The organism is Pontibacillus yanchengensis Y32 (assembly GCF_000770635.1).
In the GTDB taxonomy this organism is placed as follows: Bacteria; Bacillota; Bacilli; order Bacillales; family BH030062; genus Pontibacillus; species Pontibacillus yanchengensis.
On record NZ_AVBF01000012.1, the window covers coordinates 38,946 to 54,611 of the forward strand.

Here is a 15,666-nt window from a genome sequence, read left to right on the forward strand (position 1 = left end):
TCAGAGAACTCCTTTCACACGATCTCTCTAACTGTAATATTATATCAGTCTCAAAGATAAAAATAAAGATTTCGTTGTAAAGAAGGTTTGGTTAACAGAACATTATTAAAACTTGAATAATACTACTTTAGCGAATGACACCCTTTCTTCGGTATAAAAGGCATAAACTTGAAGACTTGGATTTGAGATAATTTGGGTTTCTGAGTAATTAACTGTCATAAAATGAGGAATGTTTCCTTAGCTTTAAATTGGAATAAAGGTGGCCTGGGAACAACGAGGCCACTGATAAAGTGGGGTATTTTCAGGCTTCTTTAGACCGCAATTTTTAGAGATATTTTTCTGTTCAGCTGTTTCATCCAATAAATTGGTGATTATTTTCCCATAAACCTCACATGAAGAGGACAGGAGGTTCGCTATCCTCTTCATGTTGACGGCTAATGCCGTGAATTTCGCTTGTTTAGACATACTTAATTGGTTGTACCCCCTAGCACAACCTAATCCATGGAAATTTTTCATCTCCCCATTCTTCCATTCCTGTGAAGCCCGTTTTTTATATGTTTCCTTGAAATGATCGGACTTTTGGAATTCTTTATGTTCAAAGAACTCAGGTGCATTCGCCCCTACTTCCAATATCTTTCGTGGACGGTTTCTTTCCACACATTCTTGTCTAATCGGGCAGCTTCGACATGTCTCCATGTCAAAGTAATACTTTAGAGCTTCCTGCTGACCACTCTTTCGCTTTTTATGAGCTTTCTTTACGGTCTTATTACCTTGTTCACAGAACCATTCATCCGAATCTTTATTATATGTAAAGCGTTCATGAACTCGATAAGCCATTTCGCTTATAGGAATGTAAGGTGTTGCACCTATACCTTGAATTCGATCAAGAATTTCCTTCTTGAAATACGCCTTATCTCCAAGTATTTCCTCAATGGTCATTCCCGTAGCTTTTGTGCGTTCTAGAAGCTTCTCAAACATTGTTCCATCTACATAAGATCCATTCCCTACATGAACAGCCGTAATAATATATTCTGGTACCGTCATCGTAAACTCTACTTTATAACCAAAGAAACGGTGGTTTTTCTTTTTATGACCAACTCGAGCGTCACGGTCTATTACGGATCGAGTTCCTTTGGCTTGAAGGAATTTGGGATCTTGGAGTATGTCTTTAGCGATATCCATCATCGCTTTCGTCTCTGGAATTTGCGGCATCTCCCCAAGTGTCTCCACTTGGGTCATCATCTCTTCCAAGTAGGATTTCATTGTCATTTTGGCTTCCCTGTAGTCTTCAGTATCCTTTATATCTGGTATTTCTTGATTGATTTCCTCTGGGATAGACCCATGTTCTTCTTCTAGGGTTCCTTGGATGTTCTGAGCTAGTTTTTTCATGACTCGTTCAGGGGTGTGTTGAGACGTACCTGCTTCAACATGCGTGGAATCAATGGTTAAACTTTTCCCCTCCATGATACCTAAATCTACGCACTGGCGTGCAATTTCTTGTAAAATATCATCTACTGAACATTCCTGAAGACGATGTTTTCGAAATTTACAAAGGGTAGTAGGGTCCGGGAGTTTGTCATCATCTTCAGGGTTGATCCCCAAGAAGTAAAGATAAGCAATATTTAAATTGGCTTCTGCAATGACTTCAGGGTCTGAGAGATTGTAGAGGTATTGAATGATGGAAATCCTGATCAATAATTCTGGCTCTTTTGCAGGTCGGCCATAATACTTACAGTAGGATGTTTCTAAAAGAGGATTGATGAAAGAGAAATCAATATTCTCGTTTATCAACACGAGGGTATGGTCTTGCGGAATTTTATTGTATAATACGGAATGAAAGCTTGCTTGGTTATTATCATAAGCGAGCATGATAAAACCTCCTTTTTTGGTGTTTGTTTCTCGTCAATTCAATTCTACCAAATAGGGAGGTTTTTTTAATGCCTTTTATTATAATGAATTTCATTTTCCTTATTTTAGTAGATGTTTTTCAGTGGCCTCGGGAACAACTCGCGTCCTGCCGGCGGCCCTACACGACGTAGGGTCGTTCGACGTTGTCACACGATGTGACGGCTTTAGTCGAACCTCCACTTCTCAAGCTACCTTCGGGGAAAACGCCCTCAGGGGGATCTTGCCTACCTCTTTCTCCGGCGGGAGTCTCGTCGTTCCCAGGCCACCTTTGCTTTTGTTGTGATAAACGGAAACATGGCCAGATTTGAGTGATAGAGGTAGACGCATATCTTCTGAATTATGCTCTCCAAACTAATAAGTTCTAGTATCACAATGTAGTCATAACAAATTGGTAATTCAGAAAAACTCACTATTAGTACTAAATCAGAATCCCTTCCATATACAGTACCATATATGCAAAATCATATTACTCCCAAGAGGTAACATAAGAAGGTTTCCATTGAAAATAAAAGCTTTTCGGTTCGGAGGAGACTACATTTAACCGGGGGTCCGATAGTCATTACCCTGATGGGGGTGAAGGGGGAACTGCGAGACTCCCGCAGGAGAAAGAGGGTGGTGAGACCCCTGAGGGAGCGAAGCGAGTGAGAAGGCTCACCAGCTCGCCCTCAGGAAAGCGAGTTGTTCCACCGTAACCCCCCTCCACTATTTAAGTATCGGACCCAATACTTTTTAAAATATCTCGAACTCAAGTCTTCAACATAATGGGGGCTAATATAGAATAAACAGTTAAAAAGAGCTTGGATACTAGATCCAAGCTCTTAAAGGAAAATGTTTTATCATCTTGAAATTCCGTTCAAAAATTATTATAAAATATTTAGCGTTTTAGCCGCACGTTGGAAGGCATCTAATGCTTCTTGTAATTCTTCTTGTGAATGCTCTGCTGTTACAATCGTACGAATACGAGCTTTTCCCTTAGGTACTGTAGGGAACACAATACCTTGTGCAAAGACACCTTCATTAAACAGCTCATCAGAGAATTTATGAGTTAACGCATCATCACCTATCATGACAGGTGTGATTGGTGTTTTGCTAATGCCAGTATCAAAACCAAGCTCTTCTAAACCTTTCTTAAAGAACTCTGTGTTTTCCCACAGTTTATCAATCAGTTCAGGTTCTTCTAACAAAACATCCACAGCTGCGTCGCATGCTGCAGTTACTGCTGGAGGATGGGATGTACTAAATAAAAATGGACGACCTTTATGAATTAAGTAATCCTTCAAAACTTTCGTTGTAGCAACATATCCACCTAACACGCCAACTGCTTTACTTAATGTGCCAACTTGAATATGTACTCGTCCATCTAAACCAAAATGATTTACGGTTCCACGTCCATTATCACCTAGAACACCACTTGCATGAGCATCATCTACCATTACAAGAGCTCCATATTTTTCAGCGACTTCGACAATTTCAGGTAACGGCGCAATATTACCATCCATTGAGAACACACCATCTGTTACGACTAATTTAGTTCTGTAGTCAACAGACTCTTTTAACTTTTCTTCAAGAGAATCTACATCAACATGCTTATAAATCTTACGTCCTGCTTTTGTCAAACGAATTCCGTCAATTATAGACGCATGATTCAGTTCATCCGATATAACGACATCTTGATCTGTTAACATAGAAGATAGAACACCCTGATTTGTTGTAAACCCTGATTGGAATACAAGAGCTGCTTCCGTATGCTTAAATTTAGCGAGTTTCTCTTCAAAATCTTCATGCATTTGTAAAGTCCCAGCAATGGTACGTACAGAGCCAGTTCCAACACCATATGTTCTAATAGCTTTTTCAGCAGCTTCTTTCATACGAGGATGAGATGTTAACCCTAAATAATTGTTGGAAGATAGCTGTATTACATCTTTTCCTTTAATTGTTACACGAGAACCTTGGGCTGACTCTAACGGTATTAATTCCCGAAATGTCCCCTCTTTCTTCATGTCTTCTAATTCTTGTTGAATATGTTCAAATCCTTTCACAGTCATTACCTCCTTATTTTGATAAAACTAGGGTAAAGCATGGATATTTCTTCACACCGTAAAAATAGACTTCAACAATATGAAGCTAAACAAGCTACGAAAACAGCCTTATTAATGGTTACTTATTCATTTGGGTGTAATACTACTTTTCCACATTGTCCCGCATTCATTAGTGAGAATCCTTTTTCAAATTCTTCTAATGGTAAGTGATGGGTTATAATCGGAGCTAAGTCAACTTGCTTAGATTGTAATAACCTTGACACTTGCTGCCATGTTTTAAACATTTTTCTCCCAGTAATCCCTTGAACTTGTACGCCTTTGAATACAATATCATTCGTTACATCAAGTGTAACTGGTCTTACCGGAAGACTTAGAATTGAAACACGACCGCCATTTGTAATCATCTTAAAGCCTTGATCCATCGCTTTTGGATGGCCACTCATTTCGCAAACAACGTCTACACCATGCTCATTCGTTAACGACTTAGCTCTTTCCACGGGGTCCTCGTTACCAGAATGTATTACTGTCGTAGCACCCATTTGTTCTGCTAACTGTAAGCGATATGGATTAACATCAAACGCAAGAACTTGAGAAGCTCCCGCTGCTTTTGCTACGCCTACTGCCATTAATCCAATAGGTCCACATCCAATGATTGCAACGTTTTTACCAGCAACTTCCCCGTTTAAAACAGTGTGAACAGCATTCCCCATTGGCTCTTGCACAGATGCAATGTCCGTTGGCATATCCGATGGGTTCACCCAAAGATTACTCTCCGGAAGTGCAACGTACTCAGCGAAACACCCTTGTGTATCTACTCCAATAATTTGTGTGTTCTCACAAATATGATATTGACCTGTTAAACATTGAGGACATTTGTGACACACGATGTGGGTTTCTGCACTAACATAATCTCCAACATCTACCATAGTAACATGTTCTCCAATTTCAACCACTTCTCCTGCAAACTCATGCCCAAATACATACGGTGTATGCACTCGACTTGCTGACCACTCGTCCCAGTTATATATATGAACATCTGTTCCACAAATGGAGGTTGCTTTCACTTTTATAAGCACTTCATTCTCCCTAATTGCTGGAATTGGTACTTCTTGAAGCTGAGCTCCCTCACCTTGATGATGTTTAACAATCGCCTTCATTGTTCCATCCATGGTGAACACTCCTCATTACATAAATTTTTCTATACACCTATTATAATCATATTTACATCTATAGTTCCAGTATTGTTTTTTGTTTCGTCCATATGGAATAGACATTTGACCTTTTCATAGAAATCGCTTTCAAAAAAGAAAGCCTGGAAGCTACAGCTCCAGGCTTTCTTACATTCAATTATAAATAAAAAATGGTCACCCTATTTGAATTCTTCTATAAGCTTATTGAATTCATCTTTCGACAAAGTCAACTTTGCTTGACTTAATGGATTTGAATCATAACCTTGAATATACTCCTGATAGGACTTTTTAGCTTTATTTTGATAGATTAACCCTGTTACTAGACTATTATGTTCCAGAAGAACGCGCATAGCATCAGCTCTATTTGTTGAATCATAGTGTTCAAAAGAAGAGAGTTTAACAAGTTTTTGTTTAAACCACTCATAAGTATTCACTTTATTATAGGTTACACAAGGACTAAACACATTTATAAAAGAAAAGCCATCATGTTCTATACCTTGCTCTATTAAAGTTGTCAATTCTTTAACATCGCTTGAAAAACTTTGGGCTAAGAATGTAGCTCCAGATGCTAAGGCAAGCTCCATTACGTTCACTGATGATTCAATAGCTCCCTCTGGAGTACTCTTTGTAACAAAACCAGCATCACTTCTAGGAGAGGTTTGTCCTTTAGTTAAACCATAAATTTGATTATCCATCACAATATAGGTAATATTCATATTTCTTCTTATGGCATGTATTGTGTGTCCCATACCAATAGCAAACCCATCCCCATCTCCACCTGAGGCAATAACAGTTAAGTCTTTATTAGCCATCTTTACGCCTTGAGCTAAAGGAAGTGCCCTACCATGAACACCGTGGAACCCATAAGCATTAATGTATCCTGATATTCTACCAGAACAACCAATTCCCGAGACAACAACAAGCTCTTCTGGTTCTAATCCTATATTAGCAGCGGCGCGTTGGATGGCTGCTTGCACAGAGAAATCTCCACAACCAGGACACCAATTAGGTTTATTCTTATTACGGAAATCTTTAAATGTCGCCATTACAACAACTCCTTACACGCATGATAGAGAGCCCTTGGTAAAAAAGGTGTACCATCGTATTTAGTAATACTCTCTATTTTTTCGTGGAAACCAGCGTTCATTTTTATAATAGAGGCTAATTGACCAGTCGCATTGTTTTCAACGACGATGACCTTATTCGCCGCTTGTAAAAGTGGGACTAAATGAGAAGTTGGAAACGGGTGAATCAGTCGAATATGCGCATGATTTACACAATAACCATCCTGTTGTAATTGAACTTGAACCTCTTCCAGTGCCCCTCTGGTTGAATTAAAGCCAATAAGAAGCACGTCCGCCTCATCACAAGTTCGATTCATGTAAATTGGAGTAGGATACGTATCAATCAAATGGCTAAGTTTTCTTAAACGTTTATCCATTTGTGCCACTCGATTAGAAGCAGATTCAGAAGGTTTACCGTGTTCGTTATGCTCCACTCCAGTTACATGAAATACACCATTCTTCGTGCCTGGAAGAACACGCTCGGATACACCATCGGAAGTGACTTGATAACGCTTACCATTATACTCAGAACCATTTTCCGCCTCTTTATTCGTATTTAATTTTCCTCTTCTTATGGAGACATTACGATAATCTAATGGCTCAACAGATTGCTTACCTAAAGAAAGCTGTAAATCCGATAGCAATATGACCGGACATTGATATTCATCCGCTACATTTAAAGCTTCCACAGCATCATGAAATGCTTCCTCTACAGTACTAGGAGCAATAACAACTTTTGGTATTTCCCCGTGTGTGCCATAGATCATAGCAAGCAAATCCGATTGTTCTTGCTTTGTGGGAAGACCTGTACTTGGTCCCCCTCGTTGAGTATCTACAATAACCAACGGGGTTTCTGTCATTCCTGCTAGTCCAATTGACTCCATCATAAGAGACAACCCAGGACCTGCGGAAGCTGTAATGGTACGTACTCCTCCATAGTTTGCTCCTATAGCCATTGTAGCAGCAGCAATTTCATCTTCTGTCTGAATAACAGTACCACCAAACTCAGGTAATTTCTTAATAAGATACTCCATTATTTCAGAAGCAGGTGTAATAGGATAAGCTGCCATAAACCTGCATCCACCTGCCAAAAAGCCGAGTGCTATAGCATCATTTCCTATCATAAACATACGCGCGTACCCATCAGCACTCGCTAGCTTCATAGATTTGTATGAAACTGGTATTTGGGAATGTAAGAAATCGGTTCCTTCTTTTATTGCCTGCATATTTTGCTTTACCACGCTTTCCCCTTTTCGGCCAAATATACCTTGAACTACGTCTCGAAAAGCTTCCGCATCTAGTTGTAATAAAGAGGCTGTCGCTCCTAGTGCAACCATATTCTTCATAACGGGATTACCTAATTCTTTAGCAATCTCTGAAAAAGGAATAGCAAACAGCGTGGCTTTAACTTCATCAGGTTTAGTAGGGGTAAATTTAGAATCTGCAAGAATAAACCCTTCGTTATGCAGTTCGCTAGCATTTACATCTATTGTTTCTTGATCAAATGCTACAAGTATGTCTAAATCATCTGTTATGGATCTGATTTTTTCTGTAGAGACTCTTATTTTATTATTGGTATGTCCTCCTTTAATACGTGAGGAAAAATGTCGGTATCCATATAAGTAATAACCTAAACGATTCATTGCCATAGAGAAGATTTCACCTGTACTCTCGATCCCCTCCCCTTGTTGGCCTCCGACCTTCCATGAGAGTTGTGTTTTCATCATTACACCCCTTCGTCTAAATACGTACCCAAACTAGTAACCTCCAACTATTGAAGCAATACTTGGACCATTCGTATTTATTCATTTATACGCTACATATGATAGGAATTATGCGTTAAACATATAGAAGTTAAACAAATGCATACAGAACTGTTTAGCGACGTATATGCTGCGGCCCACACGACGTGGGTTGGTTCGATGTTGCTACGTCACGTAGCGATTTTAATCGAACTTCCCTTGAATCCGTATGAGATAAAGGAAACACGAAGAGCGGTAGCGATTCGATGTTGACTTATCGTAAGAAGGGGCAGGAAGTTTGCAAGTCGCTGGGCGCTGGACGTGGCCTCATCACTTTTTTTAGTTATACACAAGCGTTGAATTTTATAATTGCACGCTAGAGGACAAAAAAATAGCCACCTAAAAAGGTGACTATATACGAGAGAAAGCATCTATGAAATTTCCATGGGTTACTTTCGAGAATATAGATGGAGATAACGTTCGTTTGAGTAATTGCGCAAACGAGTCGTAATCTTGATAATCATACAGATGCTTAATAATTGATTCTGTACCATCAAAGTCAGAACCTAATCCCACTGAATATTCCCCTCCAAGTGACAAGACATACAAAATATGTTCTATTACATCGTCGACTGAAGCCTCTCCATCAACACTTAGAAAATCAGCAACATATGTAATCCCAATATATGCATTACGCCGAATTAATTCTTTTAACTGTAGATCATCTAAGTTTCTTCGATGTGGTGTAAGAGTGTACGCATTTGAATGAGAAGCCATAGGGAACTTGGCGATTTTCATTGTGTCCCAGAACCCTTTGTAGGATATATGAGAGAGATCAGTCCAAATTCTTTGCTTATTTAGCTCATGTACAACTTTTACACCGAAAGAGCTTAATCCAGCACCTCGTTCCTCACCTATCCCATCGCATACTGCATTTGCCTGGTTCCAAGTTAAACCTACTGCTCTTACTCCAAGCCGTATAAGTGTTTTTAGTTTCACAAGTTCTTCTCCAATAGGATGACAGCCTTCAAGTGTAAGAAGGGCTCCTGTTTCATTCGGTGTTAAATCGAGAATATCTTGTTGACATGTTATTAGTTTAATATTCTGATAAGGATTGATAATTCTTTCGTAAAAAAGATCAACCATTTCTAGAGCCACACTATATTGTTCAGAAGAAGGTACATAATCAGGAACAAAAATAGCAAAGCATTGGACTTTAACTGAATTGTCCATCCATTTTTTATAATTTACTCTAAGATCAGGGCTGTTATAAAAAGAACGTTTAGGGTCTTCCCATAGTTTTAATAGTACATCACAATGGCTATCGATAATCATATCTCTTATTTCTCCTTCCCTTACAAAACGGGCGCCCCGAGCTTTTGTTCATCTCCTATAGTTTTTAAGCAAATCCTATTCCCCAATAAAGCATTTACTTAAGATCCATAGGATGTAGGGGCTTGGACCTAGGCATGTATGCGCTAAGCTTTCTTTACTCTATAAAAAACTCGGCTAAATGCCGAGTGAAAACTCTATGTATATCATTTCTGCATTAAGAAAACCTGCTTGCTACTCTAGCAAACAGGTTTTATCGTTTGGGACTTATCTAGGTTCAATAATTAATTTAATTGCAGTACGTTCCTCTTCATCAATCATGATGTCTGTAAATGCGGGAATACAAATAAGGTCAACTCCGCTCGGTGCTACAAACCCTCGTGCGATTGCTACCGCTTTCACAGCCTGGTTTAAAGCACCAGCGCCGATTGCTTGGATTTCTGCTGAGCCACGTTCTCTTAACACATTCGCAAGTGCTCCTGCTACTGAGTTAGGGTTAGATTTAGCTGAAACTTTTAATATTTCCATGACTAGTTCCTCCTTCGTATCCTATTATTATTCCACTTCTACTATATTCATGGATTTGGAAGTTATTCCCCTTACCCACATTATGAACGAATATTTTGAAATATTCAAATAATCAGCCAAAAAATGGATGATCATCATTAATAAGTATACGTTCAACTTTGGTGGCTTTACCTGAGGATGCCTCTACATCAACGAGGAATGCACTTAATTGTGTTCTTCCCGATTTTGGAATTTCAAAACGTACAGGTAAACTCGTTAAGAATTTTTTAATAACAGCCTCTTTTTCAGTGCCTAGAATCTCATCATACGGCCCTGTCATACCAACATCTGTTATATAAGCCGTTCCTTCTGGAAGAATACGGTCATCGGCTGTTTGAACATGTGTATGTGTTCCTACAATCGCACTAACTCTACCATTTAAATACCAAGCAAGTGCCTGTTTTTCTGAGGTAGCTTCTGCATGAAAATCAACAAAGATTAAGTTTGTTCTCTTCTTTGCTTCTTTTATTAATTCGTCTGCCTTCGTAAATGGGTCTTCTAGAGGTTGCATAAAGGTTCTTCCTTGAAGATTTATAACAGCCAACTCTACACCATTGTCTTTAATATACGTAATTCCTTTGCCAGGAGTACCTTCTGGAAAATTTGCTGGACGTACCATTTGTTTTGCATCATCTATAAAATCAAAAATTTCTTTTTTATCCCAAGCATGATTCCCTAAAGTTACAGCTTGTGCACCTAATTCTAGAAAGCGCTGATAGATCTTATGGTTAATTCCTTTACCTGAAGCAGCGTTCTCTCCATTTATTATTGTAAAATGAGGTTGATAAGATTTCTTTAATTTTGGTAGATACTCCTCCACCATATCTCTACCGGGAGAACCTACTACATCTCCTACAAATAAAATTTTCATAATATGATTCCTCTCTATCGAAAAGTGTTGGTATATATAGTGTCTGTTATGTAAATGTAAAATACCTTCTGTTTAGTATACCTACCTTTCAGAATAAAATAAAGCGATCCCGAAGGATCGCTTTATTATTTAGCATATTCAACTGCTCGTGTCTCGCGCACAACAGTGACTTTTATGTGTCCTGGGTAGTCCAGTTCACCTTCTATTCGATTTCTAATATCTCTTGCTAATTGTACAGATTTAACATCATCAATTTCTTCGGGCTTAACCATGATTCGAACCTCACGTCCAGCTTGAATCGCAAAGGATTTCTCAACACCATCATATGATTCCGAAATCTCTTCAAGCTTCTCTAAACGCTTAATATAGTTCTCAAGGGTTTCACTTCTTGCTCCAGGTCTAGCTGCTGATAGAGCGTCTGCTGCAGCAACTAAGACAGAAATAATAGAAGTAGGTTCCTCATCACCATGGTGAGAAGCAATTGCGTTAATGACTGTATCATTCTCTTTATATTTTGTTGCTAGTTCAACACCAATCTCAACGTGACTTCCTTCTACTTCGTGGTCTACTGCTTTACCAAGGTCGTGAAGTAAGCCAGCTCTACGAGCAAGTGTCTCGTCCTCTCCTAGCTCTGCTGCAAGAAGACCAGATAGATACGCAACTTCCATTGAGTGTTTCAACACATTTTGACCATAACTTGTACGATATTTCAATCGACCTAAGATTTTCACTAAATCAGGATGCAGACCGTGAACTCCTACTTCAAATGTAGTTTGTTCACCAACCTCACGAATGTATTCATCAACTTCCCTACGTGATTTTTCAACCATCTCTTCTATACGTGCAGGGTGAATACGTCCATCTTGAACTAATTTCTCAAGAGCTATACGAGCTGTCTCTCTTCTAATTGGATCAAATCCAGATAGGATAACAGCCTCTGGTGTATCATCTATGATAAGATCAATACCTGTTAATGTTTCAAGGGTACGAATATTACGCCCCTCACGTCCAATGATACGGCCTTTCATCTCATCGTTAGGTAAGTTTACAACGGAAACCGTTGTTTCTGCAACATGATCAGCAGCACAACGTTGAAGGGCAAGAGAAAGAATGTTCTTCGCTTTCTTATCTGCTTCTTCTTTAGCACGATTTTCTGCTTCTTTAATCATGAGAGCTGATTCGTGTGAAACCTCTTGTTCTACACGTTCTAGGATAACTTGTTTGGCTTGGTCAGTTGTGTAACCAGAAATGCGTTCAAGCTCGGATTGTTGTTGCTCTCTCATTTCTTCCACTTTGCTTTCCGTTTCTTCAATTTGTTGTTGTTTTTCCGTTAGTGATTCTTCTTTCTTCTCTAACATAAGTTCACGCTTATCTTGCGTTTCACTTTTTCGATCCAAATTTTCCTCTTTTTGCATCAAACGGCTTTCTTGTTTCTGAAGCTCCGCACGACGTTCCCGAATTTCATTTTCAGCTTCTTGACGAAATGTATGATTTTCTTCTTTTGCTTCCAAAAGGGCTTCTTTCTTTGCAGCTTCTGCATTACGGTGCCCTTCATCAACAATCTGTTTCGCCAATTCCTCTGCACTTGAAATCTTCGCCTCTGCGATGGATTTCCGAATCAGATAACCAACAACAATACCGACGAGGGCAAGCAAAATGGAGATGATGATTTCAATAACTCCCATACGTTCACCTCCTCTTGCTATTTACTTGTACTATACATGTGTGTCGGCATGTACTTAGATGTTCCATTTTCATTTTCATTGTTAAATAGTCAAAACATTTTGTATAAAGTTAAAAAATGAAAATTATACATATTAATTTTAAGCTTGAGTATAAGTATTGTCAAGGAATGGTCAAATTTAAACCCCCACCAAATCAATTTTGGCGGGGGATATTCTTATACGTCTAACGTATTTTTATTTTCATCTTCGCTTTCATCCGGTTGTTCATACATACCATAATGTTGACGAACTTTCGTATGGAGTTCTTTAAACACTTCTGTATTTTCCTTCAAGAACTGCTTTGCATTTTCGCGTCCTTGCCCCATACGATCACCGTTATAGGAATACCAAGAGCCACTTTTCGTAATCATCTCAAGATCGGTAGCAATATCAAGCAATTCGCCTTCTTTGGAAATTCCTTCACCGTACATGATATCAACTTCCGCTTGCTTAAAAGGTGGTGCTACCTTGTTTTTCACCACTTTTAGCTTGGTTTTGTTTCCTACCATTTCATTCCCTTGTTTTAAGGTCTCAGCACGACGAACCTCTAAACGAACAGAAGAATAGAATTTCAATGCACGACCACCAGGTGTTGTTTCTGGACTACCAAACATAACGCCAACTTTCTCACGAATTTGGTTGATAAAGATAGCAGTTGTTTTGGATTTATTAATAGCCCCACCTAATTTACGAAGTGCTTGGGACATTAAACGCGCTTGAAGACCTACGTGCGAATCTCCCATTTCTCCTTCAATCTCAGCTTTTGGTACAAGTGCTGCAACGGAATCAATAACCACCATATCGATTGCACCACTACGAACTAATGCTTCCGCGATTTCTAAGGCCTGCTCACCTGTATCAGGTTGGGATAAAAGAAGTTCTTCAATATCAACACCAAGTGCACGGGCATATACCGGGTCAAGAGCATGCTCCGCGTCAATAAACGCAGCTTGTCCACCTTGGCGTTGTGCTTCAGCAATGGCATGAAGAGCTACTGTTGTCTTACCAGAGGACTCTGGACCATAAATTTCTACTACGCGTCCGCGAGGGTAGCCTCCTACTCCTAGAGCTACATCCAACGCTAAAGAACCACTAGGTACCGTATTCACTTTTTGCTCTGCGTGTTCTCCTAGCTTCATGATTGAACCTTTTCCAAATTGCTTTTCTATTTGACGCAACGCCATATCAAGCGCTTGTTTACGATCGCTCACATTGTTTCCCCCTTAAATTTAACTATATCTATCATAACTTGTTTTAAATCTTTTGCCAATAAAACACGAATAAATGTTCGCCATGTTTGCTCTTCTAGCATAACTTATTTTTCATAAATTGACTAGAGAAAAATGTGTTTCTGGGATCTTTTCTTCTATTATTTTATTTTTTTAATAAATGATATAAAAGTTCAAATCCTTTTTTCACACTACGTTGACGAATCATCTCGCGATCGCCATTGAAGTGATATTTTTTACAAAATGGTTGTTGCTGATCCTTGTAAACCCCTATATAAACCGTTCCTGCTTCATGTCCTTCAAGAGGCTCAGGACCTGCTACTCCAGTAAAACTAATACCTATTGTTGATTGAAGCTTATTTGTTACATTCACTGCTAACGTTAGGGCACATGCTTCACTAACGCTTCCATGTTCATCCAGTACTAATGAAGGTACTTCAAGTACTTGTTGTTTAACAACCGGCGAATAACAAACAATGGCACCATTACAAATTGATGATGCTCCTTTTAAAGATATTAAATTATCAACAAACTTACCACCTGTTAAGCTTTCAGCAGAAGCTACCACTTCATTATTCTCTTTTAATAATTGAAATACTTTATCTTGAATCGTGTCGTGATCTCTCCCGTAACAATATTCCCCAACTCTACTCAAAATCTCATCTTCCGTATCTTGAATAATCGCCTTAGCTTCCTCATTCGATGAGGCTTTCGCCGTCAATCGTAACGCATTCTCACCATCACCAGCTAAAGGTGCAATTGTTGGGTTACTTTGATTTTGAATTAAGTCATGTAGGTCATGCTCCAATTGTGATTCACCAATACCAATAAACTTTAACGTATGAGAGACAATAGTATGTTCAGGTACCAACTTTTCTTGAATAAAAGGAAAACCATGTTCTTCCATGATCGCCTTCATTTCTCTAGGAACCCCTGGGAGAAACATCCATGTTGTGTTTTCTTTATGGAGGACAAAACCAGGTGCCATTCCCACTGAATTATATAAGAGCTCTGCTCCATCTAATAACCTTGCCTGTTTCCGATTATTTGGTGTCATTATTTGATTGTTTGCATCATAATAATCTTGAATTTCCTTCAAGGCTTCTTCATCTTCATAAATAGGCGCATTCAAAATAGTAGAGGCTACTTCTCTCGTAACATCATCATCTGTAGGACCTAATCCTCCTGTAACAATCACCAAATCAGAACGTTCATGTGCCTGCTTGAATGTCTGGTATAATCGATTTTCATTATCTCCGACAACACCATGATAGAATACATTAATCCCCATATTAGCAAGTTCCTCAGATAACCATTGCGCATTCGTATTAACAATTTGGCCTAACAATAGCTCTGTACCCACTGAAATTAATTCTGCATTCAACTCATTTTTCATTATTTAGACCCCCTCATAACATGCCAGTTTTTTATGAAATACTCTACTCCGGAAATAACGGTTATTATCATTGCAGCATATAGTGTTAATGTTGCAAATGGAAATGACACATAGGAAAACGGAAAATTGTGTAGCAAGAGAGCAGAAGTCGCGACAATCTGAATGGTGGTTTTTAGTTTACCCATTTGACTTGCTGCTAGTACAATTCCCTCTCCTACTGCCACAAGACGTAACCCTGTAACTGCGAATTCCCGGCTAATGATTAGGATAACAATCCACGCGGGTGCTGCGCCTAATTCTACAAGTGAAATCAATGCTGCAGATACCAACAACTTATCTGCTAATGGATCTAAAAACTTACCAAGATTGGTTACTAAATTAAAACGTCTAGCATAATATCCATCAACCCAATCTGTAGTAGAAGCAATAATAAATAAGACAGCTGCTATTAAATGCGAAATAGGTAATGATTGTCCACCAATATCATAAGCTCCCCATTGAAAAGGGACAGACAAAAGAATAATAATGATGGGTATCAATAAGATCCTAGATATTGTAATCCGATTCGGAATGTTCATGTTCGTGTCATCCTTTACATTAAGTT

11 protein-coding genes and 1 pseudogene are annotated in these 15,666 nt (G+C 38.9%); all 12 read right to left on the minus strand.

Translation table 11 applies throughout. The features are described 5' to 3' along the window. Positions 1–354: 354 nt before the first annotated feature. Positions 355–1,869, minus strand: a pseudogene (locus tag N782_RS06235) (IS1182 family transposase); the annotation flags it as partial. A gap of 902 nt (positions 1,870–2,771) precedes the next feature. Then, positions 2,772–3,947, minus strand: a complete 1,176-nt coding sequence (locus tag N782_RS06240) for a glycine C-acetyltransferase (RefSeq protein WP_036817531.1) — start codon at positions 3,945–3,947, stop codon at positions 2,772–2,774. 122 nt (positions 3,948–4,069) lie between these two features. Continuing rightward, positions 4,070–5,116 carry an L-threonine 3-dehydrogenase gene (tdh, locus tag N782_RS06245; protein WP_052111201.1) on the minus strand — a complete coding sequence of 349 codons (1,047 nt, stop codon included), beginning with the start codon at positions 5,114–5,116 and terminating at the stop codon, positions 4,070–4,072. Positions 5,117–5,316: 200 nt separating this feature from the next. Beyond that, a complete protein-coding gene (locus tag N782_RS06250) occupies positions 5,317–6,183 on the minus strand; it encodes a 2-oxoacid:ferredoxin oxidoreductase subunit beta (RefSeq protein ID WP_036817533.1) in 867 nt (288 codons plus the stop codon). Beyond that, the gene (locus tag N782_RS06255; protein ID WP_036817534.1) at positions 6,183–7,925 is read right to left on the minus strand and encodes a 2-oxoacid:acceptor oxidoreductase subunit alpha; all 1,743 of its coding nucleotides are present in this window, start codon (positions 7,923–7,925) and stop codon (positions 6,183–6,185) included. The genes N782_RS06250 and N782_RS06255 overlap by 1 nt, the downstream gene beginning before the upstream one ends. A 429-nt stretch (positions 7,926–8,354) precedes the next feature. Next, a complete protein-coding gene (locus N782_RS06260) occupies positions 8,355–9,278 on the minus strand; it encodes a dipeptidase (protein ID WP_036817536.1) in 924 nt (307 codons plus the stop codon). A 264-nt stretch (positions 9,279–9,542) separates the two neighbouring features. After that, positions 9,543–9,803 carry a stage V sporulation protein S gene (locus tag N782_RS06265; protein WP_036817537.1) on the minus strand — a complete coding sequence of 87 codons (261 nt, stop codon included), beginning with the start codon at positions 9,801–9,803 and terminating at the stop codon, positions 9,543–9,545. A gap of 112 nt (positions 9,804–9,915) precedes the next feature. Further along, positions 9,916–10,713: a TIGR00282 family metallophosphoesterase gene (locus tag N782_RS06270; protein ID WP_036817539.1), complete on the minus strand. Its 798-nt coding sequence runs from the start codon at positions 10,711–10,713 to the stop codon at positions 9,916–9,918. A 125-nt stretch (positions 10,714–10,838) separates the two neighbouring features. Then, complete coding sequence (rny, locus tag N782_RS06275; RefSeq protein ID WP_036817540.1) at positions 10,839–12,398, minus strand: ribonuclease Y; 1,560 nt, start codon at positions 12,396–12,398, stop codon at positions 10,839–10,841. Positions 12,399–12,613: 215 nt separating this feature from the next. Continuing rightward, on the minus strand, positions 12,614–13,648 hold the full coding sequence (recA, locus tag N782_RS06280; protein WP_036817541.1) for a recombinase RecA: 1,035 nt from the start codon (positions 13,646–13,648) through the stop codon (positions 12,614–12,616). Between the two features lie 163 nt (positions 13,649–13,811). Beyond that, complete coding sequence (locus N782_RS06285; protein ID WP_036817542.1) at positions 13,812–15,062, minus strand: competence/damage-inducible protein A; 1,251 nt, start codon at positions 15,060–15,062, stop codon at positions 13,812–13,814. After that, a complete protein-coding gene (gene pgsA, locus N782_RS06290; protein WP_036817543.1) occupies positions 15,062–15,640 on the minus strand; it encodes a CDP-diacylglycerol--glycerol-3-phosphate 3-phosphatidyltransferase in 579 nt (192 codons plus the stop codon). Before pgsA ends, N782_RS06285 begins: the two co-directional genes overlap by 1 nt. Positions 15,641–15,666 lie beyond the last annotated feature (26 nt).

Excerpts from the sequence above, each read along its gene's own strand:
- tdh (WP_052111201.1), bottom strand. The coding sequence starts at position 5,116 with ATGGATGGAACAATGAAGGCGATTGTTAAACATCATCAAGGTGAGGGA.
- N782_RS06250 (WP_036817533.1), bottom strand. The coding sequence starts at position 6,183 with ATGGCGACATTTAAAGATTTCCGTAATAAGAATAAACCTAATTGGTGT.
- N782_RS06255 (WP_036817534.1), bottom strand. The coding sequence starts at position 7,925 with ATGAAAACACAACTCTCATGGAAGGTCGGAGGCCAACAAGGGGAGGGG.
- N782_RS06260 (WP_036817536.1), bottom strand. The coding sequence starts at position 9,278 with ATGATTATCGATAGCCATTGTGATGTACTATTAAAACTATGGGAAGAC.
- N782_RS06265 (WP_036817537.1), bottom strand. The coding sequence starts at position 9,803 with ATGGAAATATTAAAAGTTTCAGCTAAATCTAACCCTAACTCAGTAGCA.
- N782_RS06270 (WP_036817539.1), bottom strand. The coding sequence starts at position 10,713 with ATGAAAATTTTATTTGTAGGAGATGTAGTAGGTTCTCCCGGTAGAGAT.
- rny (WP_036817540.1), bottom strand. The coding sequence starts at position 12,398 with ATGGGAGTTATTGAAATCATCATCTCCATTTTGCTTGCCCTCGTCGGT.
- N782_RS06285 (WP_036817542.1), bottom strand. The coding sequence starts at position 15,062 with ATGAAAAATGAGTTGAATGCAGAATTAATTTCAGTGGGTACAGAGCTA.
- pgsA (WP_036817543.1), bottom strand. The coding sequence starts at position 15,640 with ATGAACATTCCGAATCGGATTACAATATCTAGGATCTTATTGATACCC.